This window comes from Acinetobacter sp. NIPH 298 (assembly GCF_000369505.1).
Taxonomy (GTDB): domain Bacteria; phylum Pseudomonadota; class Gammaproteobacteria; order Pseudomonadales; family Moraxellaceae; genus Acinetobacter.
Map to the genome: position 1 here is coordinate 2,080,376 of NZ_KB850055.1, position 24,265 is coordinate 2,104,640.

Annotated in this window: 21 protein-coding genes; 7 read left to right on the forward strand and 14 right to left on the reverse strand. The window is 40.4% G+C overall.

The annotated features are described in order from the left end of the window. Positions 1-3: 3 nt before the first annotated feature. The 4 genes from F903_RS14615 to F903_RS14630 are packed head-to-tail and all read right to left on the reverse strand — an operon-like array spanning position 4 to position 6,601. Positions 4-942: an ABC transporter permease gene (locus F903_RS14615; protein ID WP_004669991.1), complete on the reverse strand. Its 939-nt coding sequence runs from the start codon at positions 940-942 to the stop codon at positions 4-6. An 11-nt stretch (positions 943-953) separates the two neighbouring features. Further along, the gene (locus F903_RS14620; RefSeq protein ID WP_005198165.1) at positions 954-2,969 is read right to left on the reverse strand and encodes a M3 family metallopeptidase; all 2,016 of its coding nucleotides are present in this window, start codon (positions 2,967-2,969) and stop codon (positions 954-956) included. 21 nt (positions 2,970-2,990) lie between these two features. Beyond that, positions 2,991-4,802 carry an ABC transporter substrate-binding protein gene (locus tag F903_RS14625; RefSeq protein ID WP_005198167.1) on the reverse strand — a complete coding sequence of 604 codons (1,812 nt, stop codon included), beginning with the start codon at positions 4,800-4,802 and terminating at the stop codon, positions 2,991-2,993. Positions 4,803-4,816: 14 nt separating this feature from the next. Beyond that, entirely contained in the window at positions 4,817-6,601 is a 1,785-nt protein-coding gene (locus F903_RS14630) for an ABC transporter substrate-binding protein (protein ID WP_005198169.1), read from the reverse strand. 657 nt (positions 6,602-7,258) lie between these two features. Between F903_RS14630 and F903_RS14635 the strand changes: the two genes are divergently transcribed. The 5 genes from F903_RS14635 (at position 7,259) to F903_RS14655 (ending at position 12,586) form a co-directional block, all read left to right on the forward strand. Next, positions 7,259-9,940 carry a TonB-dependent receptor gene (locus F903_RS14635; RefSeq protein WP_171065249.1) on the forward strand — a complete coding sequence of 894 codons (2,682 nt, stop codon included), beginning with the start codon at positions 7,259-7,261 and terminating at the stop codon, positions 9,938-9,940. A 149-nt stretch (positions 9,941-10,089) separates the two neighbouring features. After that, complete coding sequence (locus tag F903_RS14640) at positions 10,090-10,791, forward strand: energy transducer TonB (RefSeq protein WP_005198177.1); 702 nt, start codon at positions 10,090-10,092, stop codon at positions 10,789-10,791. Between the two features lie 41 nt (positions 10,792-10,832). After that, positions 10,833-11,708, forward strand: coding sequence for a MotA/TolQ/ExbB proton channel family protein (locus tag F903_RS14645; RefSeq protein ID WP_005198178.1), 876 nt, complete (start codon positions 10,833-10,835; stop codon positions 11,706-11,708). Positions 11,709-11,719: 11 nt separating this feature from the next. After that, the gene (locus tag F903_RS14650) at positions 11,720-12,145 is read left to right on the forward strand and encodes an ExbD/TolR family protein (RefSeq protein ID WP_004669976.1); all 426 of its coding nucleotides are present in this window, start codon (positions 11,720-11,722) and stop codon (positions 12,143-12,145) included. A gap of 21 nt (positions 12,146-12,166) precedes the next feature. Beyond that, entirely contained in the window at positions 12,167-12,586 is a 420-nt protein-coding gene (locus F903_RS14655) for an ExbD/TolR family protein (RefSeq protein WP_005198180.1), read from the forward strand. An 85-nt stretch (positions 12,587-12,671) separates the two neighbouring features. Here F903_RS14655 and bioD read toward each other — a convergent pair whose 3' ends face one another. From bioD to F903_RS14690, 7 genes are all read right to left on the reverse strand, one after another. Continuing rightward, positions 12,672-13,313: a dethiobiotin synthase gene (bioD, locus tag F903_RS14660; protein WP_005198182.1), complete on the reverse strand. Its 642-nt coding sequence runs from the start codon at positions 13,311-13,313 to the stop codon at positions 12,672-12,674. Positions 13,314-13,327: 14 nt separating this feature from the next. After that, a complete protein-coding gene (locus F903_RS14665; RefSeq protein ID WP_005198184.1) occupies positions 13,328-13,822 on the reverse strand; it encodes a hypothetical protein in 495 nt (164 codons plus the stop codon). A 2-nt stretch (positions 13,823-13,824) separates the two neighbouring features. Beyond that, positions 13,825-14,613, reverse strand: coding sequence for a malonyl-ACP O-methyltransferase BioC (bioC, locus tag F903_RS14670; RefSeq protein WP_005198186.1), 789 nt, complete (start codon positions 14,611-14,613; stop codon positions 13,825-13,827). Beyond that, positions 14,610-15,764, reverse strand: coding sequence for an 8-amino-7-oxononanoate synthase (locus F903_RS14675; protein ID WP_005198188.1), 1,155 nt, complete (start codon positions 15,762-15,764; stop codon positions 14,610-14,612). The genes bioC and F903_RS14675 overlap by 4 nt, the downstream gene beginning before the upstream one ends. Continuing rightward, positions 15,751-17,046: an adenosylmethionine--8-amino-7-oxononanoate transaminase gene (gene bioA / locus F903_RS14680; RefSeq protein ID WP_005198190.1), complete on the reverse strand. Its 1,296-nt coding sequence runs from the start codon at positions 17,044-17,046 to the stop codon at positions 15,751-15,753. The genes F903_RS14675 and bioA overlap by 14 nt, the downstream gene beginning before the upstream one ends. A 342-nt stretch (positions 17,047-17,388) precedes the next feature. After that, positions 17,389-18,111, reverse strand: a complete 723-nt coding sequence (locus tag F903_RS14685) for an alpha/beta hydrolase family protein (protein ID WP_005198192.1) — start codon at positions 18,109-18,111, stop codon at positions 17,389-17,391. Between the two features lie 46 nt (positions 18,112-18,157). Further along, a complete protein-coding gene (locus F903_RS14690; RefSeq protein ID WP_005198195.1) occupies positions 18,158-18,481 on the reverse strand; it encodes a DUF6176 family protein in 324 nt (107 codons plus the stop codon). Between the two features lie 132 nt (positions 18,482-18,613). Between F903_RS14690 and F903_RS14695 the strand changes: the two genes are divergently transcribed. Further along, on the forward strand, positions 18,614-19,189 hold the full coding sequence (locus tag F903_RS14695) for a peroxiredoxin (RefSeq protein ID WP_171065300.1): 576 nt from the start codon (positions 18,614-18,616) through the stop codon (positions 19,187-19,189). Positions 19,190-19,236: 47 nt separating this feature from the next. Here F903_RS14695 and ftn read toward each other — a convergent pair whose 3' ends face one another. Next, the gene (ftn, locus tag F903_RS14700; RefSeq protein WP_004669950.1) at positions 19,237-19,701 is read right to left on the reverse strand and encodes a heteropolymeric bacterioferritin subunit Ftn; all 465 of its coding nucleotides are present in this window, start codon (positions 19,699-19,701) and stop codon (positions 19,237-19,239) included. A 353-nt stretch (positions 19,702-20,054) separates the two neighbouring features. Between ftn and F903_RS14705 the strand changes: the two genes are divergently transcribed. Further along, complete coding sequence (locus tag F903_RS14705) at positions 20,055-21,110, forward strand: SDR family oxidoreductase (RefSeq protein WP_005198198.1); 1,056 nt, start codon at positions 20,055-20,057, stop codon at positions 21,108-21,110. Between the two features lie 42 nt (positions 21,111-21,152). Here the strand turns inward: F903_RS14705 and ligA are convergent, their stop codons facing one another. Together ligA and F903_RS14715 are read right to left on the reverse strand one after the other, a co-directional pair. After that, a complete protein-coding gene (gene ligA / locus F903_RS14710) occupies positions 21,153-23,177 on the reverse strand; it encodes an NAD-dependent DNA ligase LigA (protein ID WP_005198199.1) in 2,025 nt (674 codons plus the stop codon). 73 nt (positions 23,178-23,250) lie between these two features. Next, the gene (locus F903_RS14715; RefSeq protein ID WP_005198200.1) at positions 23,251-24,264 is read right to left on the reverse strand and encodes a cell division protein ZipA C-terminal FtsZ-binding domain-containing protein; all 1,014 of its coding nucleotides are present in this window, start codon (positions 24,262-24,264) and stop codon (positions 23,251-23,253) included. Between the last annotated feature and the right edge of the window lies 1 nt (position 24,265).

The window sequence follows — 24,265 nt, forward strand, 5'->3', positions numbered from 1 at the left end:
CACCTACTTCAACTGTACGCGCGGATCGATTAATTTATAAATCAGATCAGCTATTAAGTTAAAACACATGGTCGCAGCAGCGATGTACACGGTAATCGCTTTAATGACAGGAAAATCACTCCGCTCCACCGCAATAATGACTTCGCGACCAATGCCGGGAATACCAAAAAAACGTTCAATTAAAAATGCACCGATCAGTAATGCAGGCAAAGTTGCCATGACATCGGTCACGATGGGGATAGATGCATTGCGTAATACATGCACACCAAAAATTCGATGTTCACCCACCCCTTTTGCGCGTGCAGTACGGACATAATCCTGATTGACTTCATCTAAAATAAAGCTGCGATAAAGTCTGAGCGTTGGCGCAATACTCACCACTAGCATGATCAAAATCGGCAGTAACGCATATTTAAATAAGTTTTCACTAAAACTATCGCTCCAGCCTTGCACTGGAAACCAACCCAATTGATAAGCAAAGAAATATTGGAAAACAATGATATAAACCAAAATACTGATCGACATACCGATGGTGCATAACATCATTACCATCCGATCAGTCAAACTGCCTCGTACTGAAGCAACTGCCAAAGCCAAAATGATCGAAATAATCGTTTGTAAAATCGTCAGTGGAATCAAGATGGTGAGCGAGGGCCCTAAACGTGTCGTAATAATCTGGGAGACGGACTCACCGGTACTCCAACTCACGCCATAATCAAAGGTTAAAATTTGCTGAATAAAAATCCAGAGTTGCACATAGTAAGGCTGATCAACCCCAAGCTGCTGACGAATATTTTCAATTTGCTCAGGATTCGACATTTTCCCTGCCAAGATATAAGCAGGATCTCCCCCTACCCAATTGAACAAGAAAAAGATCAGCAGCACGACACCCAGCATGGTTGGGATCATCTGCCATATGCGACGTACAATATATGCCAGCATAAAGATGCCCCTTATTTAATTCGTTGACCTGAAATTTCATTGAAAAATGCAGTGTTATTGGGTTTACGTCCAAGAAACGTTTCAACCAATGTTTGTGCAGGCTTTTGGCTACCTTGAGATAAAATGGTTTCGCGATAACGCTGTCCAACCTCGGCATTGTTCAGGTTATTGCCAAAGGCTGACAACATATCTAAGGCCATGACCTCAGACCACATATAGCCATAATAGCTACTTTGATAACCGCCCATAATGTGCCCAAACTGACCTGGAAATTGTGTCGTGGGTACATAACCCAATGCCGTTGCACCTTCCATTTTTCCCCATAGATCGAGCGGTTGTACCTTCAAAGCATCAACACCATGTAGTGCCATATCATACTGGGCATATAATGTTTGACGCGCATAATGCAGACCACGCCCATAACCATGCACAGCATTTAATTTTTCGATCAAGGCATCATCGACACGTGGACAACCTGGTTTGCAATAATCTGCAACTTTTGACAGGGTTTCTTTACGTCTCGCCCACTCTTCATACATTTGTGACGGCGCTTCAACAAAGTCACGCTCTACACTGGTTCCAGCTTGTGATGCATAACGCGTGTCTGACAAAATGCCATGTAAAGCATGTCCAAACTCATGTACGAATGTTTCCAACTCATCACTATTCAGCCCCTTGCGGTTAAAATTAGTGACCAATGCTGAGATTGGTTTGCGCTCAGTTAAACGACTTCTTCCAAAAACACTCCAAACTGCAGCATGTCCATACTTGCCTTCGCGTGGGAATTTATCCATGTACAAACCGCCGATTAATTGCTTTGTTTTCGCATCGACCACATCGTAATACTCGACTTCGTCTTGCCAAACTTCTACATTTACTGGCTTAAATTCAATCCCATATAAATCAGATGAAATAGCAAATAACCAATCTTGTGTCGCTTGCGTAGGAAAATATTCACGCAAGTTTTCCTGATCAATTTGATATTTGGCTTGACGGAGTTTTTCACTCCAATATTCCTCGCTCCAGCGCTCGATCTTGGCTTGTTGTAATGGAATATTTAAACTTTTTGCTTTGAACTCGCCTAAGGTCTGAGCTTCTTTTTGTTCTAACGGCGCTACTGTTGCATGAACTTCTGCTAAAAATTGATTGACTGCCTCTGGTGTCTTTGCCATCCGCTTTTGTAAAGCCCATTCAGCATAACTAGATTTTCCAAAAAGCTGCGCTAAGGCATAGCGTAAATCGATCGCTTGCTTCAGCAATGCTAAATTCTTTTCTCCACCACGACGACTAAAAGCAATTTGGTAGCGCTTACGTGCATCATCATTTTCTGCAAGCTGCATAAAAGGACGGTATTCAGGATATTCAAAACCCAATAAATAATGACCTTTATCATTTTTGCTTAAAGCATCAATATAGCTTTGTGGTAAACCTTTTAACTCAGCGGCACTAAATTCTAATTTCTGAGGATTTTCACGTACATTTCTGGCATAGACCTGCTCAACCGTTGCGAGTTCATCCAAAATCTCTTTCAAACGTTTTTGTTTGTTGGTGGTCAGCAGAATGCCTTTTTCCTCAAAATTATCCAAAATGTCTTGCTGAAATTTGCTGTCTATTGCATCAGATGGCTTTAGTTTTTTAAACTGCCGATAGAGCTTAGGATTTTGAAAAATATCGGTTTGGAACTGCGTGATTTTAACCTCACAATCCTCTGCCGCATTGCGTACATCTTCATCGGGATAAACGTTGCCGTATAAACCAATCGGCCCATAAAAATCTTCAAATTCTGCAAAGATACGATCCCATTCTGCTAGAACAGGAGCTGCAGGTGCATCTTGTTTTAACCGCAACATTTCTACCGACTTAAGCTGTTTTTTCACCTCATTCATTTTGGCATCGCACATTGTTGCAATGTCTTGGGCCTGAAATGTTGGCAATGTCTGACGCTTTGTGGTTTCTGCGATTGCCATCTGGCTAACGCCCATCGTCAATAAACATAAGGTGGTTAATTTAAAGGTATTGAATTTCATGATGACTCCAGTTCTTTATTTCTATTTCTTCATATCAATGTCGATGTACATCCATTCCGCAGGAAGAATGGGATGCTTTTTAAAACCAATCACACGCGGTTGGGCCAAGATGTTGCGATAACGAGCACCGATCACTTGTACAGGCATATAGACTTCCAAGACACGTGACATTTTTCGGTATAAGGCATCACGTTCTGGACTAGGTGGCAGCTTCTGAGTTTGTTCGTATAGGCGGTCAAATTCAGGAATTTCGGCACAGCTGTTGTTACTTACATGAACGTTCTTGCCATAAAAAAGCTGCATAAAATTATCTGCATCAGGATAGTCAGCAATCCAAGCAGATGTTTTGAACATGGTTTTGCATTGTTTTTCTAACTTCAGTGCTTCTGAAAATGGCAAAGATTTGGTGGTCATTTGGATCTTGAGACTATCCAGAATTTTTTTCCAAAACTCCGCTTGTTGCTGACTTCTTAGACTATTTCCAGAGATCGTCATATCAATTACAAGCGGCTTTCCATTCGGCAGCGTTCGCCAACCATTTGCACTCACCTTGTAGTTATAACGATCAAGCAACAGATTGGCGGCTTTGACTGAATACGGAATACTGCTTCTATAATCAGGGTCGTAGCCGACTACACCATCTGGGATCAGTGCTTGTAATTTTTGGGCATCCCCTTTTTGCAAGATGTTGATATAACTGTCGGCAGAAAAAGCCATCGCCATGGCACGGCGGAGTGCAATTTTTTCTTTACTCAACCCACCGACAACTGGGTGTTTCATATTCCAATAGTGATAGTCAATGGATGGATCAACGATACGAGACAGTTGCACACCTTTTTTTACCAATTCAGGTTTCAACTCACCATTCTGCAAAGCTTGAACGGTCAACTCACCATCAAGCTGAAATAAATCAACCTCATCTTTACTAAAGGACAGCCAACGTGACTGTCCCTCTTCCATCACTTGGATATCGATGACACCAATTTGCGGCATCTGTTTGCCTTGCATGGCTTGAACTATTTTCTGGTCTTCAGCAGAACTCGCTTTAAAGTTCCAAACAAAACTTCGGAAGTCGGGATTGGCTTTTAAAATGATACGTGACCCCGGTGTCCAACGAGCCAGCATATAAGGACCTGTGCCCACAGGATGTCCCATGGCAAAACCAGCTTTGTTTCGATACTTTTCGATCACCTCTCTGGCAACTGCGCCAGCAGGTTGATGCGCCAAGATCATCGGGAAGTTTTGATCAGGACTGGTCAGTTGAATCACCAAGGTATAGCGATCTGGTGTCTGTAAGCCGACAACAGGTTGATCGTAATTAAATTTTCCTGTTTTTTGTGCTTGCTTCAGCACTGCATCCATTCCCGCAATACGCCCATCTAGCAACCAACTGTTAGGTGAACGCAAGTTTGGATCGAGCAAGCGCTTAAAGGTATAAGCATAATCAGCGGAGGTTAGTTCTCGCTTTTTTCCCTTAAATGCTGGGTCATCAACAAAATAAATACCTTTCTGGATTCGAATGGTATAGGTCAAACCATCTGCACTAACCTCTGGTAAACCAATTGCTGTTCGAGGCACTAATTTTGCAGGTGAAACCAAATAATCATAGGTAAATAAGGTTTCAAAAATAGAACCATTCACATGCGCAGAATATAAGTCGTGTACACCCGCAGGATCAAAACCTGTTTCTGCGACGGGAAAGACATAACGCAATACTTTATTTGGATCGGCTGGGCTTTTGGCAGCAAACAGTGAAGTTGAAAGCGTTGCCGTGAGCCCAACACAAATTGCCAAACCATAGCGTGTTAACGAAAGTTTAAAATTTTGCTTCATCTTGAACTCATCACTTATTTTTGACGCGGTGAAGCAATATCTAGATATTGCCAGTTGGTATTCATGATTGGATGGGCTTTGAAGCCTTGCACATGGGGCTGAATGACCCAGTTTCTTATGCGGGTGTCTTGAAGAATAAAAGGATGATCTGCTTCGATTTGTCGGCTCATTTTTTCATAAAAGGGCATGCGCTGTTCTGGCGCGTGCTGCATCGCTTGTTTATATAAACGATCATAAGCTGCTGACTGATAACAAGATTGATTCGCGCGCCCAACGTTAGGTCCATAAAGCAATTGGGTGAAATTCTCTCCTTCTGGATAATCTGCATGCCATGCGCCACCCCAAATCATGTATTGACATTGAGTTGCCGCCTTTAAATTATCGGCAAAATTACTGACTTTAAATTCTGCTCTGATGCCAATTGCATCTAAGTTTTTCTTCCACAACTCAGAATACATCACTGAAGCAGAGCCGCTTTCTGTATTAATTTTTAAAGTTAAAGCGTTGCCATTGGGTAAAGTACGATAACCATCCGCAGCTTTTTTATATCCAAAATAATCCAGCAGTTTATTTGCGAGAACAGGGTTGTAACCAATGCTGCTACGATAATTCGGGTTATGACCATTTACACCTGCGGGAACCAACATCTCGGCTTTGACTGCCTGTCCCTTTCTTAAAATGCGGATATATTCATCCAAATTAAAAGACATCGCTATGGCTCGTCTTAATGCAACTTTATCTAAGCTCTTTCCACCTATGATCGGGTCGCGCATATTCAGCATGGTATAAGTGATTTCAGCTTCTTTATTTGGATAAAGGAGAATACCTTGTTGTTTCACCTCAGCTTTTAATTGATTATTTTGATCCAATACTTTGGGAACTGAGCTTGAGGTTAACTTATCAAAATCAAGTTGTTTGGATTTAAAGGCTAACCAACGTGACTGTTCTTCTTCGATAATACTGATGTTCACTTTGCCAATTTGTGGCATCTTTTTGCCCGTCATTTCTTTGACAAGCTGATTATCCCAAGCCGTTCCCGTCGACTTATAATTCCAGACAAAACCACGATAATCAGGATTTGCGACCAACTCTATTTTGCTACGAGGAACATACTTGCTGAGCATATATGGACCTGTACCAACAGGATGCATACCCAAACGGTCTTTATAATATTCAACCACTTCACGAGCAACTGCACCAAAAGTGCTATATGCCAAAATATAAGGAAAGTTATAATCAGGTTGTGTCAGTGTGAATTGAATCGTATAACGATCTAATGCCTTGATTCCCTCAATCGGCGCATCATAATCAAATCGACCAGACTTCCTCGCTTGATCAACCAACACATTTGCACCGACAATTTTATGATCGATAAAAGCAAATGATGAGGAATGATTTTTAGGATCTAAAATACGTTTAATCGAATAAACATAATCCTCTGCAACCAACTCTCTGCGCTTGCCTTTGAATGCAGGATCATTGGTAAAATAAATCTCTGGTTTTATTTTAAAAATATAAACTTTGCCTTTTTCTTGAATAATGGGCATGTCTTCTGCCGTTGATGGCACAAGTTTTACTGGACTAGCCAAATAATCATATTGGAGTAACCTTTCAAAAATAACATCAGCAACATTCCCACTATAGAAATTGAAAGTTTTAACCATATCAAAACCATCATCGGGGGCTTCAAAAGCAATTCGAAGCACTTTGTCCGCTTGTGCTGGTGTTTTGGCATATCCAATTGAGGCAAATGCAATAATGGTTGAAAACAAAGCAACGCTAGAAAATTTAGACTTCAACTCAGTGCTCACATCGTCGTTTTTCAATAAACGCTAGTCTTTCGAATAGCAACCAATCACTTAACGATTCGAGCATCTTTGTTTAATCAAATGATATTTCTAATGAAATTTAAAAATTGATTATTTTTTACCATTCATAAAAATAACAAAGATGGAAGAATCATTTCCATGACGGAAAAACCACTGCCAAATTCATGCCACTTTTCAAATAAAATATTTAACGACAATCAAAAGTTTTTTAATAAGTAGTCTAAAGATATGGATTTATCGATGTTAATTAAAAGTAATATTATGCAAAGATCATTTTTTGATATTAATTTACACCTCAGACAGTATAAAAATACAAATGCATAATTTTAAATAAATAAATATTGTTCCGCACCAAATAAAAGCAACACCCAAACATCCTGATTCATTTTAATGCGATATAAAAAATCATGATTGTTGTAGAAAAATGACAATAAAAATAATTTTTGTATATTCATTGTTTTTTAATAATTAGTAAAAATATGAAACGCTTATTAGATAAAACTAGAACGCTTTTACACAATTTAATCTAGACCAATTGAGACCTAAAAACGGTATTTGGCACATGTCTTGCTAAAACGATTTTGTTCATTCTTTAGAGTGACCGTCTATTTAGGGGTTATAAATTCAATGAAAAATACCAATTTCGTTCAATCTAGTGCTCTGCCAAAAGCGAGCAAAAGCATACTAAAACTCAGTACCCTGAGCCTAAGTATGTTGTGTTTAACAATGACCCATGCGGCCGAAACAGAGTCACCCACAGATGAGAAAGCGACCAAAGTCGTAAAAGTTGCAGTCACGGGTTCATCGATCAAAGGTGTTGCAGCGCAGAGTGCTTCTCCAATCACGATCGTAAAAGTCGATGAAATTCTGAAGCAAGGGATCACCACCACTGAGGAGGCCTTATCTAAAATCACAGCCAACCAATCCAACTTTGTTTCAGCGTCTAATGTAGGCCGGAGCAAAACCGAAGGGTCCGCAGCAAACATGCGCGGCTTAGGCGCGAATAAAACTTTAGTGTTATTGAATGGACGACGTCTTGCAGCAAATGCCTATGATAGTGGCATCACAAATTTAAATATTATTCCCCTTGCGATGCTAGATCGGATTGAGGTTTTAAAAGATGGCGCTTCAGCAGTTTATGGAACTGATGCGATCGGTGGTGTGATTAACTTCATTACTAAAAAGCAATTCAATGGCTTGAATTTTAGTACTGACTACCAAAAGCCAGAACAAAAAGGCGGTGAAAAACAAAGCTATTCAATTTTTGGTGGTTTTGGTGATCTCGATGAAAATGGATTCAACGCGTTCGGTGTAATCGATTATCGCCGTGGTGAAGATGTCATGGCAAAAGATCGTAAGGTCAGTCGTCGTGGCGGTGTTTTGCCAGAACTCGGTGTGGACAGAACCAGTAGTGGCTCATTCCCAGCAAACTTATATGATCCTGAATCAGAAGTTTTTGGTAATCCCTATGCAAATATCGGTTGTGGCGATAACCCACTGGTAACAGCCAAAGGTGAAACCTGTCGTTATAACAGTCAAGCCGTCATTGGCATCGTTCCTAAAACAGAAGATATCTCTGTCATGGGACGAGTCACCGCAAAGTTAAATGATAACTTTAATGCCATTGGCGAATATGTATATGCACGGAATGAAGTCACCACGTCTGTTGCACCAGATGTGTTTTTTGATTTACCTCTAGATCCTTCAAGCAAATATTATCCAGGCAAAGGCATAACCCCAGCAATGGATGGCGTGAATGGTCCATTAGAACTTTATCTTCGTTCTCAAGCAGGGAATCGTGTCAGTAATAGCGTCAATGATTCACATCGTATCTTTGCAGGTATTGAAGGTGATGCTTATGGCTGGGATATCAATACCGGCGTAACCTATGCACGTAGTAACGCAGCAGATAATATTGTAAATGGATATCTAAATTATGATAAAACAGCGGAAGCTTTACTCAATGGCACGCTGAACCCATTTGGACCACAAGCCGCTGAAGATGGAGATGTATGGAGTAGCTTAGGGGTAAAAGGTAAATATTTAGACGCAAAATTAGATTCAACAACGATCGATTTTACTGCAAGTCGCCCCATTTACACTTTGCCAGCAGGTGATGTAGGACTTGCGATTGGTGCAAGTTATCGTAAAGATGATTGGCAATCAAAAACCATTTCTGAGATTGCGAGTGTTGCACCAAGTACAGGTGTAGATCCGAATGAACCAATAAATGAAGGTTCTCGAAATATTAAAGCAGTTTTTACAGAACTACACGTCCCATTGCACAAAACGCTAGAGGCACAACTTGCTGCTCGTTATGACGACTACAGTGATTTTGGAAGTACCTTTAATCCTAAGTTTTCCCTTCGCTGGGAGCCAATTCAACAATTGATGTTCAGAACAAGCTATACCAAAGGCTTTAGAGCACCAACACTCGCAGAAATGCATTCACCCAATTCGCTAACCAATACGCAAGCAACTTACAACGATCCTGTTCTATGCCCGAATGGTGTTCCCGGCGCTGGTGCTCTCCCTGCCCGCGATTGTGGTATGCAGTTTGATCGTCAAGATGGTGGTAACAAAGACTTAGAGCCAGAAAAATCAGATTCGATTACAGCAGGTCTGGTCTTTCAGCCAACCAAAAACCTAGTCTTCACATTAGACTATTTTGATATCAAGGTTAAAAATCAGATTACAGCGATTTCCGAGACGGCTATTTTCGGCGACCCAGAAAAATATGCAGATAAATTTGTCCGCAATGCAGATGGCTCACTCCACCACATCATTACAACCAAGCAAAACTTAGGTGGTATCAAAACTTCAGGATTTGATGTCGGTATGGCGTGGCGCTCCCCTATGACCAGCACAGGTCAGCTCGGTTTTAATATTGATGGTACCTATATAACCGATTACCAATATCAAGAAGATAAAGGAATGCCATGGGTAGGTGTTGCAGGTAGTTATGCTGGTCTCGATTATCAAGCCATTGTTTTACGTTGGAAGCACACCGCGAATCTAGATTGGCGCTATGAAAATTGGGCACTGAACTTACAACAAAGTTTCTCTAAAGGTTACAAAGATCAAAATGCCATTGGTCAAAACCATAAAGTCAGTGACTACACCACCTATAACTTATCAGGAACGTATAAAGGCTTTAAAAATTTAGAGCTTACGCTAGGTGTCAAAAATATGTTTGATGAAGCTCCCCCTGCATCAAATGTATTGGATAACTTCCAAATGGGTTATGACCCTCGATACGCAGATGTACTGGGTCGAACTTACTTCGTTCGTAGCACTTTCAAATTTTAATATGCGCATCACTACAGCATGATTTTCAGATGCTGTAGTGATCTACCGTGATCCGCCGATCCAAAACAACATTTATTTGCATCACATAAATCAGAGATTTCATTTTCAAATTTATGTATGGGTCAACGATTACAATTTCAGGAGCAATTATGGGCATACCCTTTGCTGAGAATGAAAATCAATCTGCCAAACGTTTCATCGGTCTTGGTGTGGTTTTATTTCTACATCTCGTGATCGCCTATATTTTAGTCACAAGTTTAACGACTGCAACGATCAAACCTGTCGAGAAACCTGTCGAACTACTAATTATTCAAGATATTGAACCTCCACCTCCTCCACCAAAACCAGAGGAAAAACCACCTGAACCACCAAAAATGGTAGAGAAAGTGGCAAAAATGCCTGATCCGCCTAAACAAGTGGAAAAAGTAACACCCGTTGCCAAACCAACGCCTACGCCACCTGTACAAAATGCAGTTGCGACTCCTACAGCGACGCCTGTTGTAGCAGCACCCAGTCCGAGTCCTGTTGCAGCACCAATCGCCGCACCTGCTCCTGCACCCAAACCCGCTGGGATTTCACGTGGGGTATCCGAAGGTAGCGTAGGTTGTAAAAAACCTGACTATCCACGTGAACAAGAAATGGCTGGCGAAGAAGGTACGGTACGGATGCGTTTACTTGTCGATGGTTCTGGAAAAGTCATCGATGCCAAAGTGAATAAATCGAGTGGTGTTAAAGCGCTAGATCGAGCTGCCACTAGAGCATACAGCTTATGTTCATTTACACCTGCAATGAAAGATGGTGTTCCTCAACAAGACTGGTATGAAATCGAATACACATTCATGATTACTTAAAATCAATGAGTGAATTAAACAAATTTTTTGGAGAATTTAAAATGAATAAAACAGCAAAGCATCTCGCTCGATTCGCAGCTATTGGTTTAATTTCAACCAGCACTTTACTCCCAATCAGCACAGTGTGGGCAGAAGAAACCACCCAAACAACGCCTGTAACCACAGTCGTGGCGGATGAAACCACGCAAACAACAGCAACACCTCCTGCACTTCCAGCTACTGAACAAGAAGCTTATAACCCTTATGGTTTAGAAGCGCTTTGGCGTGAAGGCGATGTTATTGCCAAAACAACACTGTTTATTTTGGTATTGATGTCGATTGGTACGTGGTACATCATTTTTTCTAAAGTATTCCAACAAAGCAAAATTAAACGTCACGGTATCGAAGCTGAACGTAATTTTTGGGAAGCAGATACGCTCAGTAGTGCCAAAGAAAGTTTAAATCCAAGCAGTAGTTATCGATATATCGCTGAAAAAGGAATCCACTCAACCAAACACCACGATGGCTCTTTATTAGAAAGAATTGATTTCAACACTTGGGTGACGATTTCGATCCAACGTGCAATTGAAAAAGTACAAAGCCATTTAGGTAATGGGTTGGCATTTCTGGCAACGGTTGGCTCTACAGCGCCTTTTGTTGGTTTATTTGGAACAGTTTGGGGAATCTATCACGCCCTGACAGCAATTGGTATTTCAGGACAAGCCTCTATTGATAAAGTCGCAGGTCCTGTTGGTGAAGCCTTGATCATGACCGCAATTGGTCTTGCTGTTGCAGTTCCTGCTGTACTCGGTTACAACTGGCTGACTCGTCGTAATAAAGCAGTGATGGACAATGTGCGTTCGTTTGGTTCGGACTTACATGCTGTTTTATTGAGCGGTGAACTCAATGGTAATCACCCAAACCGTGATTCTAAATAAGGAATACGATAATGGGCATGATGATGAATTCTGGCCAAGATGACGATGATGTCATTGGTACGATTAACACAACACCGTTGGTTGATATCATGCTGGTTCTGCTGATTATCTTTTTAATCACTGTTCCAGTTGTCACACACACAGTGCCTGTGAAACTTCCTGAAGAAAAAAATACGCCTTATGCCACCACACCTCAAAATATCCAACTTTCAGTCAATAAGACTGGCGATATTTTTTGGAATGAACAAAACGTTGCAGATAAAGAAACATTACTTGCACGTTTACAAGTTGAGGCGCAAAAGCGCCCTCAACCCGAGGTTCATATCCGTGGCGATCAACTCACGCATTATGAAGCGATTGATCAGGTGATTAGTACCACCCAACAAGCGGGTATTGGCAAAATTGCATTTGTCACTACTCCGCCTAGTTCACCTTAATCAGACGATAAGGAGTTAGCCATGGGTATGAATGTTGGTCCAAAAAGTAGTGAAGATGATGTCATGCTTGACGTCAATATGACGCCATTGATTGATGTCATGCTGGTGTTATTGATCATGTTCATCATCACGATTCCGATCCCAAACAACGCCATTAATATTAATTTACCAAATGGTACGCCTCCACCGCCCACAGATCAAAAACCACCTGAAACCATCAATCTTAGAGTTGATGCACAAGGTCAGATTTTTTGGAATGATCAAACGGTTGCTGATCGGCAGGCATTAAAGGCTTTGTTTGACTCTGTTACTCAAAAAGCAGATCAGGATCAAATTAAATTTAAACCTGATCCTCAAGCAGAATATAAAAACATTGCGATGGTGATGGCATTAGCTCAACAGAGTAATGTCACTAAAATTGGGATCGTGAGTAATAACTAGAAAAAAACACTATAAATTAGGCTTCACAATTCTAAGTTCCTCCTCCGCTAACAAGTGCGCTTGTTAGCTTTTTTTATTTTATGTTTTAGTCGAATTTCTCCAACTCAATCCATTCTGCATCTGGAAAATGCTTTGCCAAATAAGCCTTTAAATAATCCGCCGTATCTTTAGAAATCAATGGGTCTTTCGATTCATCTTTTAAGTTATACACCAAAGCATGCAAACTCAAACCACGCTGTTTTAATGCTTCCAAGCTTAATAAAGTATGATTAATACTGCCTAAACGCCCAGAAGTCACCAAAATCACAGGAAATTGATGCTGCACAATATAATCAATGGTCAATAACTCTGTGGTTAAAGGCACCATTAAACCACCAGCACCCTCCAATAACACCACATCAAAACGTTGTGCCAGTTCTTTAGTTGCAGCTTCGATCTTGGCAAAATCTAACTCCCGCCCATCCAAACGCGTGGCCAAATGCGGTGAAGCTGGATAAGTAAAAATCTCAGGCATGGTCAATTTTTCATGATCTTCTTGAAACCACCCAGTCCCCATGATTTCACGGTGTTTTTCGATGTCCTCGGACACATCCACATTACCCGTTTGCACTAGCTTTTGAGTAATGACTCGCTGTCCTTGTTCTGTCCAGAGCTTGGCGAGATACCCCGTGGCATAAGTTTTACCAATCTCAGTATCAATACCGCTGATGAAATAAACGCCTTTCATTTTATATCCTGATTTTAATTTAGATGTGGTTCAATTTTTGAAATATAGGGATTACTACTCCAACGCTGATCAAGCATATATTCAATACAAAGTGATTGAGGCAATGTTGGTAATACTTTAGCAACAACATCATAATCTGAAAATTTCAGTTTACGACTGTCATTTACAAGCTCAAAAGTCCCCCCACTTCTCCCATTATGTGGCTTGATATTTTCGACTACACCACACACTGTTTGTTCTGATGCTTGTTGATTCATATAATCAGAAATAAAAAATGTCCCAAAAACTGGAACAAACAAAATAATTAATACTATTACACCCATAATAAAATTATGAATATCCCCTTGATACCAAATGCGAAAATATCCAAGACAAATCAGAAAAGTACCTAAAAAAGAGCAATAAACAGCTGCAGTAAAATTAGACAACATTAAAAAAACCAAACTCACAATCAATGCAAGATAGCCATATATAAAATTTTCCTTTGGCGCTATTTTTATTTCAGACATCATTAACCTATTTTTTGTGCAATCACATACATAGGATGGTAAGTCAATCGATAACCATGCTCATCATGAAATTGTTGATAATCTAAATAAAACTGTTGTAAGGATTGCTTGGTCCAGCGATGCGATTTCGCTGTCGCAGTCACGCCTGTCGCTTTTAGATGCTGTAAAACTGCTCTAGGCTGATCAAAATACAGATGCTTTTGCTCTTGCTGTATCAATAAAATCTCAAAACCATTTTCTTCTAATTGTTGTTGCAAGGTCTCTAAAGAATAATAATTCAAACCTTGTCCAGTCAGTTGCTTGATCTCAATTAAATTCTCTGCCCCAAATGTAGAAAAACCGAAATATGCATTTGGTTTTAATGCGGTATGAATCCGTTTCAACAATGCAGGAAGATCAATCATCCATTGCAAAGCTGAACTGGAAATAATGGCATCTAATGATGCAGGTAATACAAGTTGTTCAATGTCACCAATCAACCAATTAACTTCAGGTCTCCCATTTGTAAAGGGGAGATTTAGAGGGGATTCCACATTAGCAAAATGCTGCTGCACATCTTCATATAAATCATTTAAAAACAGTTGTTCAACCTGAAAATAGGATTGGAATAAATCGGTTAAATTACCAGAACCACAACCAATCTCAAGTACTGAGGCTAAAGATTTGGGACAATGCTTTTTGAGATATTCAAATAGCTGTTCACTAATCTGCTTCTGTACCACAGCATGTTCAACATAACTTTGCCCAGCTTTGGCAAAGCGCTGCGCGACCAGTGTTTTATTTAAACTCACAAACACTCCACCAATTGTTCCAATTCAGTTTTTTGCACCAGAGAAGTCAATGAAATGCGTAAGCGCGAACTATTTTGCGGGACAGTCGGCGGACGTACGGGCATGGCATAAAAGCCTTGTTGCTGTACATATTTCGCTTTTTCAATCGCTGCCTGACTTTCGCCGACAATAATCGGAATGATATGACTACTTGATGGACTTGAAAAACCTTTCTCAATCACCGCCTGCTGTAAATATTGACTGATTTCAGCCAAGTGTTGACGTTGTTGCTGCATGCTCAAAACTTTCTTAAAGATAAAATCTGACCACGCCATCGAAATCGGGGGTAATGCAGTACTAAAAATCAGCGGGCGCATTTTATTGATGAGATAATCACGGATAATTGGATCACAGATAATATAACCTCCCACAGAGGCGATCGCCTTACCGAAGGTTCCGACTAGAAAATCAACCTGATCCAGTACCCCATATTGCTCAGCACAACCCAAACCTCGCTCACCCCTCACTCCAATCGCATGTGCTTCATCCACGTATAATAGGGTTTTGGAGAAACGCTGTTTTAACTGAGCCAATGCAGCTAAATCGGTTTCATCACCATCCATACTAAAAATACTTTCAGTCACCACAATAATACGTTCAACTTGCTCATCTTGTTGATACTTTTGCAATAACTGTTCCAGATGTTGCAAATCATTATGACGATAACGCACATACTGAGCGTTGGATAGTCTAATACCATCAATCATACTGGCATGCACCAGTTTATCCGCCAAAATCACAGTTTTGCTATCACATAAGGCAGGTAAAATGCCGATATTCATGTGGTAGCCACTATTAAATAACAATGCAGCTCGACCAAATGCTTTGCTTAGGCTATTTTCAAATTGCTCATATTCTGCAAAATTACCTGTAAGTAAACGCGAAGAAGATGAACTAAACAATGCCCGTTCTATTTTCAAAGTATCGAGAAATTCCTCTCTCAAACTTAAATCTGCTGCCAAACCCAAATAGTCATTGGAGGCTAGATTCAGCATGGTTCGATCTTGGATCGTAATCCATCTGCCTTGCTGTTGATTCGAGGTAAATTGACGAAAATTGCCTTGCTGTTTGAGCTGGTCAAGCTGCTCGGCATAATGATCAAGCAAGGACATTCGTATCCACTCCTTGCATACTTTTAACGACTTCACTCAACTGTACTAACAAGTAATTTAGTTCATCATCTGTAATCACATATGGTGGCATCACATAGACCAATTTTCCGAAAGGTCGCACCCAAATGCCACGCTCAACAAACTGTTGTTGTAAGCTTTTCATGTCGACATTAGAGGTTAATTCAACCACACCAATCGCACCCAGAATACGTACATCAGCAACGTGGTCAAGCTGTGCTAAATCCGTTAATTGTTCAGCAAGAATCTCTTCTATACGTTGAATATTGCTCTGCCAATCTTGAGAAACTAATAGTTGTGTACTTTTAAGTGCAACTGCACAAGCAAGTGGATTCGCCATAAAAGTTGGACCATGCATAAACACGCCAGCCTCACCACGACTAATGGTTTCAGCCACCTCTTTGGTGGTTAGGGTCGCAGATAAAGTCATGTAGCCACCAGTTAAACCTTTGCCAATACACATGATATCGGGTTCAACTTGCGCATGTTCCCAAGCAAACATTTTGCCCGTACGACCAAAACCTGTAGCGATTTCATCGAAGATCAACAATAAATTGTACTTCTCACACAACGTCTTGGCTTGGCGCAAATATTCAGGATGGTAAAACCGCATTCCCCCTGCACCCTGTACAATCGGTTCAATAATCAGTGCAGCTATACTGTGATGATGTTGTTCAATTTGCTGTTTGAGTTCTTGAATATCTTGTGGATTCCACTCACCATCGAATCGGCTTTGCGGTGCAGGCACAAAAATTCGGTTCGGTAAACTACTACCAAAAATCTGATGCATCCCCGTGACAGGATCACAGACTGACATCGCATTCCAAGTGTCACCATGATAGCCAGAACGCGTGGTAATAAAATTGGTTTTCTCAGGTTGATTCAACGCAGTCCAGTACTGAACCGCCATTTTTAAAGCCACTTCAACGGACACCGAACCTGAATCCGCATAGAAAATTTTATCTAAGCTCGGCGGGGTAATTTTTAAAAGTAATTTGCCTAACTCAATCGCTGGTTCATGGGTAAAACCGCCAAACATAATATGCGCCATGTTCTGCAATTGCTCAGTAACGGCTTGGTTCAGTTCAGGGTGGTTATAACCATGAATCGCACACCACCATGAAGACATACCGTCAATCAAAGTGCGACCATCATCCAACTCAATAGTCGCCCCATAAGCACGTTTGACTTTGAACGTTGGTAGTGGATTTAACATCGAAGTATAAGGATGCCATATATGTTCTAAATCAAATAAATCGGTCATCCCCTATTCCTCATTCGTTAAATTAAATCTTAGTTATATCGGGGTCTTGCCGAGTGCTCATTCATTTCCAGTATAAGCCTTCGGCTCGACCTGAGAAGCGTTTAAAGCTTCGCAAGTGTTTCGGGAAAAGTAGGCAAAACCATTTGTCATCCACAAAACCTGTTCACCTTCATCATATTTTTAATTTAATCGCAGAAATCACATTTTATTGATACCGCGCAGGTTGTGGATGACGTTTCCGCGTATCAAGTTTCTGGTTAAATATTTAGAGCTAAACTTATTAATATATTAAACCTGTCAAAATCTAAAATACATTGCGAGAAATTTCATTTCTCAACAAGATTAACCCGCCTGTTTAAGAAAATCCTCAATTATTTGCACAGTTTCATTCACCATAAAACATGGGAAACCATGTGATGCACCACCAACCGAAACAATAGATTGATTCTTTGCAGCCAAATTACGAATATTTTGCACAACTTGGTAAGGAACTAAAGCATCATGCTCTGCAAACACGTGCAACTGAGCACCTTGATAATTTTTATAGATATTGACCAGATTTAACTGCTCCAATAATTGTAACCCATGCTTAAGTAATGCAATCGGTTGTGGCTGAATCAATTTTTGCATTGCCAAAAAATCTTTTTTCGCAGAACTTGCACCTTGACACACCAGTAGTCCGAACCGTTTTAAGGTGGTAATCGCATCTTGCTCAAATGACTGCTTAAACTGCATAAAAGTCTCGACGGGCATCGCCGTCATCCAATTTTCTTGGGCGACAAAACACGGATTTGAAGCTAGCGTAATTAAAACCTTTTGCTCTGTATATTGCTGCTGGATCAAATTGACCAATAATGTTGCAAGTTCACCGCCTAAAGACCATCCCACAATCACATCATATTTTCGTGCAAGTTCAACATGCTGTTCTAAAACATCGTCATCAAAAGCATTAAAAATATTGATTCGCTCAACCTCATATCCTTGTTGCGCTAAAGCATCATGTAAAGGTTTTAATAATTCAACGCCACCGCCCCATCCTGTGATGAGTAAAATCTTGTGCTTCACCTTATGACCCAATTATGCAAACTTTCAAAATTATAACCTGTTTTTTCTAATCATTATTTTCCAAATCAACCAATAATGTCGCAGGAATGACACGTTGCCAATTTTGTTTAAACTGTTTATGAACTTTATCAATTTCTAAAGGGCTGTTGCGTGAAACTTGTTGAGCATGTGCAATATCATTTGCACGCATATAAGCAAGTAGATAATTATTTCCATCAAGTTCAAGATGGAACCAAGATTCTATTTTCACACCTTCGGCTTGGAGTGTTTGAATGGCTTCATCTTTTCGTTGTTCAATTTCTATTTTCCAAGCATCGACATTTGCTAGCGTGTCTTGCTTTAATTTAATTAACACTGCACCGACATCCACTCTATTTTCCTTTTAGTTATACTTCATTTAAATTCAACTATATAAAACAATCAAAAGCCCTGTAAAGAATTTACTCGCACATCAAATTTTTAAATTTGCTAAAGTAAGCGTCTACCACACTTTGAGATCAAGATAATGGCTACGATAAAATCCAAAGTTCTTATTCTATGTAGTTCTCTTATTTTACTTAGCGCACCAAATTTAAGTAGCGCACAAAACACCTTATTTTCTAAGCAAAATACCGCCCAAAAAGAATGGGTCGGACAATCTGCGCCTGATTTCAAATTACAAGATCAAAATGGCAAATGGCATACCTTAAGCCAATATAAAGGCAAATGGGTGGTACTCTATTTCTACCCTAAAGATAACACCGCAGGCTGTACTGAAGAAGCCAACCAATTTAAATCACTCTATCCACAATTTTTAAAGTCGAATGCGGTTGTATTGGGCGTGAGTTTAGATGACGTTGCTTCGCATCAAAAGTTCTCTGAAAAGTTAGGCTTACCCTTCCCAATTTTGGCTGATGAAAAAGGCACGCTCGCCAGTAAATTTGGCATCGTCAGAAATTTAGGCATAACCAAAATCGCGAAACGAGAAAGTTTTCTCATCGATCCACAAGGCGCAATTCTGTATCACTATACCAGTGTGAATACACAGACCCATGCGGATCAAGTATTGAAAGATTTAAACACTGCTCAAAAGAAATAAATTACAAAAAACTCAGCGATTAAGCTGAGTTTTTTGATTTATAAATCTTACATTTGCGATTGAATATAGTTCTGCAAACCAATCAATTCAATTAAACGTAATTGCTTTTCTAACCAATAGGTATGATCTTCTTCAGTATCAGAAAGCTGTTGGCGCAACATATCACGGCTAATATAATCGCCTTTTTCTTCACATAGCTTAATACCAACCGCAAGTTTCTCACGAACATGATATTCAAGCGCTAAATCTGCTTTTAAACAGCTCACAACATCTGTACCCACATTGATGTCTTCGCGGTTCATATTCGGTTTTGCTTCCAAAAACAAAACTCGACGAATGATTGCATCAGCATGAGAAGCTTCTTCCTGCATTTCATGATCAATGCGTTCATAAATCTTACTCAAACCCCAATCTTCATACATTCTTGAATGAATTAAATATTGATCACGAGCAGCCAATTCACCGCCAATGAGCATATTTAAATAGTCGATGACTTCTGGATTGCCACGCATAATACTTACTCCTTTCGAATACATTTATTATGAGCAACTTAACCTATAATTGCAAAAAAAAATTGTGTGTAAGTTTATGATTTTTATAAAATTAAAATGAGAAACATACGCATTTACAGTTCTAATTAACCCAATTTATTGAAATAAAATAAGCCTTTGCAGTGGATAAACCCTTTTGTATCACCATGATTTCACTCAAAACGCTATATTTTGTTTTTTGTAACGATTGGCAATGCTTCTTATTCAATTCATGATTTGTTCAAAATAGCTAAAAAAAATCATTCAATAGTTGTATGTTCACATAAAACTGGTTAAATAGAATCATTTACAAAAACACGATGTGGATATACAAAATGGATAAAAGTAAACCAATCTTAGTCACTGGGGCGACAGGTTATATTGCGGGTTGGATTATTGAGCGTCTCCTAAATCAAGGATATACCGTTCATGCAACCGTTCGAGACCCGTCAAAGAAGAATAAAATTCAACATCTTTATGATCTCGCTGAGCAGTCATCTGGGCAAATCCACTTTTTTAAAGCAGACCTGCTCGAATCAGGTGCATTTGATGAATCAATGAAAGGTTGTGAAGTGGTCATTCATACTGCCTCCCCTTTTGTTGTCACCAACTACAAAGATGCGGTCAAAGATATTATTGAACCTGCCGTGATTGGAACAGAAAACGTATTGGACAGCGTAAACCGTACTGAATCGGTAAAACGTGTGGTTCTCACCTCAAGCATTGCATCAACCTATGGCGATGCTGTCGAAATTCTAAATACATCAAATAATGAGTTCGATGAAAGTCACTGGAACAATACCAGTAATGAAAAACACCAACCTTACCCTTATTCAAAAGTCGCAGCAGAACGTAAAGCTTGGGAAATGGCTGAACAGCAAAGTCGTTGGGATTTGGTCTGTATTAATCCTGCGCTGGTCATGGGCCCTTCATTAACAGCAAACACTCAATCAGGCAGTGTCGAAGTCTTACAACAATTTGCCAATGGTATGACCTTGCTCGGTGTGCCACCGATGTGGAATGGAATCGTTGATGTTCGTGATGTCGCAGATGCGCACATTCAAGCTGCGACCAATGCCAATGCAAAAGGACGTTATATTATTAGCGGCGGTACTTTAAGTTTATTGGAAATGGGGAAAATCTTACGTCAGAGTTTTGGCAATAAATTTCCATTCCCGCGAAATCAATTGCCTAAAACAGCGTTTAAATTATTTGGACCATTGGCTGGGTTTTCCAGATCATTTGTTGAACTGAATATGGGTTATCCGATTTATTTTAATGCGCAAAAGAGCCAACAAGAACTTGGGATTCAATACCGAGACATCGAATCAAGTGTTGTTGAACACTTTCAACAACTACTAGATGATGGTGTAGTGCGAAGATATATTTAAGATAATGCTGTAGGCAGCAATGGTAATCGCTGCCTACAATTTTTACGAATACTGCGCCAAAAATTCCAAAAACTCTTGTTCATTCAAAATGCTAATACCCAATTTCTGTGCTTTCTCTAACTTACTACCTGCTTTTTCGCCAGCAACCACACATTTGGTTTTACTCGACACACTGCCACTCACACGAGCACCCAAGGCTTGAAGCTTTTGAGTTGCTTCATCACGCCCCATCGTTTCTAGCGTACCAGTCACCACCCAACTTTCTCCATTTAACGGTTGGCGTGTTGGTGCTGTTGGTGCATCCCAGTGAATCCCCGCAGCCAATAAACGGTCTAAAACTTCTAGGTTGTGCGTCGCTTGGAAAAAGTCTGCAATCCATTCTGCTGTAATATCACCAACATCAGGTGTTTTCTTTAGTGCTTCAACATCGGCTTGTTTTAAAGCTTCAAGTGTTTGAAAAGTATTGGCAAGCATACGTGCTGTCGTTTCACCGACACCGCGAACTCCCAATGCATAAATAAAACGCGCTAATGTGGTTTTCTTACTGGCTTCAATCGCATCGATCAGATTCTGGACAGACTTCTCGCCCATTTTTTCAATGGTCAGTAGCGTCGTCCGATGTTCATGCAGGTGATAAATATCAGCAACGTCTTTCAACAAATCGAGGTGTAAAAGTGACTCCACCCATCGATCACCCAAGCCTTCAATGTCTAAGGCTTTACGAGATACAAAATGACGGATCGCTTCAATACGTTGCGCAGCACAATACAAACCGCCTGAACAACGTGCTAATGCCTCTCCTTCTGGCATCACTACGGGTGAATCACATACTGGACAATTCGTAGGGAGATGTACGATTTCAGCATCAGCAGGTCGAAATTCAGCCCAGACTTTCTCTACTTTAGGAATCACATCACCACTGCGATATACGCTGACCGTATCTCCAATACGTACATCTAAACGATGAATTTCACCAATATTATGCAAGGTCACGTTGGATACCATCACGCCACCAACATTTACAGGTGTGAGACGTGCCACAGGTGTTAAGGTTCCAGTACGCCCGACTTGCCAATCAATATTTTCAACTTTAGTAAGTGCAGCTTGTGCCGGAAATTTATAAGCCGTGGCCCAACGTGGTTCGCGACTGAGGAATCCGAGTTGCTGCTGCTGTTTAAGGCTATCAACTTTCACCACCATGCCATCAATTTCAACTTTTAAATCTTGACGCTCTTGCTGAATCTGTTCATAGCGTTGCTGTACTTCATCAATCGAAGCACAGAGAAATTGTCGCTCTGCGATTTCAAATCCAAATTTAGTCAACCAATGTAAACTATCATGCATGGTCGGCAAGTTATGATGTGGCTCGCATTGCGCGATTCCGTAGGCATAAAACGCCAATGGGCGCGATGCGGCGATATTTGGATCTAGCTGTCTTAGGCTTCCTGCTGCGGCATTACGCGGATTGGCAAAGGTTTTATGACCTTTGGCTTCTTGGTCTGCATTGAGCTTTTCAAAGCCTTGCTTTGGCATCAATACTTCGCCACGCACTTCTAAAAACTGCGGAATCGCTTGATACTGACTGGATAATACTTTTGGCAAATTACGAATGGTTTTAACATTTTGAGTGATGTCTTCACCCGTCTCCCCATCGCCACGGGTCACGCCACGAACCAGTACACCCTGTTCATACCACAATGAAATTGCCAAACCATCCAGTTTTAATTCCACTTCATATTGGACTTTTTGATTTGGTAAACGCTCATCAATACGGCGGGCAAAAGCAAACAAATCTTCTTGATTAAAGACATTACCCAAAGACAACATCGGAACTTTATGTGTGACGCTTTCAAATTTAGACAGTGCTTGCCCACCGACTTTATTGGTTGGCGTATCCGCCTGAACAAGCTCAGGGTGTTGTTGTTCTAATGCTTTAAGCTGATGAAATAAATGGTCATATTCACTATCTGAAATGGAAGGCTGATCCATAACATAGTAGGCATGATTGTGTTTTGCAATGAGTTGAATCAATTGACGCATTTGCTCAATCACTGAATTTTGTTCCATTTTTTTTCACCATATAAAAGGGCGGAAAAACCGCCCTATAAAACATTTCACTGAATTTATTATAAAAGATTAATCATGTTGCTGCTTGATTTGGACGATAATCAATCACATGATGACGCCAATGTTCTTTCAACTGTGGCGTAAACTCCAGATTATTTTCGTCATAGACTTTGCCATCCACTTCACGCGCAATTAAGCCCGCAATACTGGTCATCATGTCATAACCAGTGACTGCCTTGCTATTTGGCAATGCCAAGAAAAATGCCAAACCTTGCACTTGTTCAGTCGACAAGGTTTCCAAATCAAAACCAGCAGGTCCATGATCTGTGATACGTAATACGGAGAACATCAATGCACTTGGTTCATCGGTATTTTCATAACGATGGAAACATGACATCTCACCAAAACGTAGACCATATTTAAGTAAAACTTTTAATGCCTTATCACCAGATAATGCACGGCGTGGGTTTGGATAGACATTAAGGGCGATAATCTGTTCAGCCGTTGCTAATGCGCTTTCATCATCATAACGTTGCTGCTCATGCAGATGTACGTCCAAAATATTACTCTCGCCTTCGAAGTCAGCGATTTCTACGGTCTCAATATTTGGATTTAAGCTCAGTTCTGATTCAGGCTTGGTTTCCCCATCATTTTCCATCGCCTCGGTTTCTGCTGATGCGACCGGTTCTACTTCTACAATTTTTTCCAATTGCGGCTCAGGTGTTTCAGTCTCACGGATGGGATCAATATCAACTTGTACTACAGGCTCAACCGTTTCTATATCAGCAACTACCGTGGTTTTTTCTTCAACTTCAACCAATTCCACAGGTTTCACAACTTGCGATTCAAGTTCAGTCGATTCAATCTTTAAACTCGGTTCAACACGTTCTGCCTCGATCTTCACCTGATCGTGTTGTAATTGATCACGCACATGACGAGGAATGACAGGCTGATTACTTTCAGGGTTAATATGCAACTCAGTTTCTAATGAAGGCTCAACTGGTTTTGGTTTTCTTAAAATCATGGTTAAGCCAACGAGCATAATCACAACGGCGATAACAATGCCTATTATTGTATTCATTTCCATA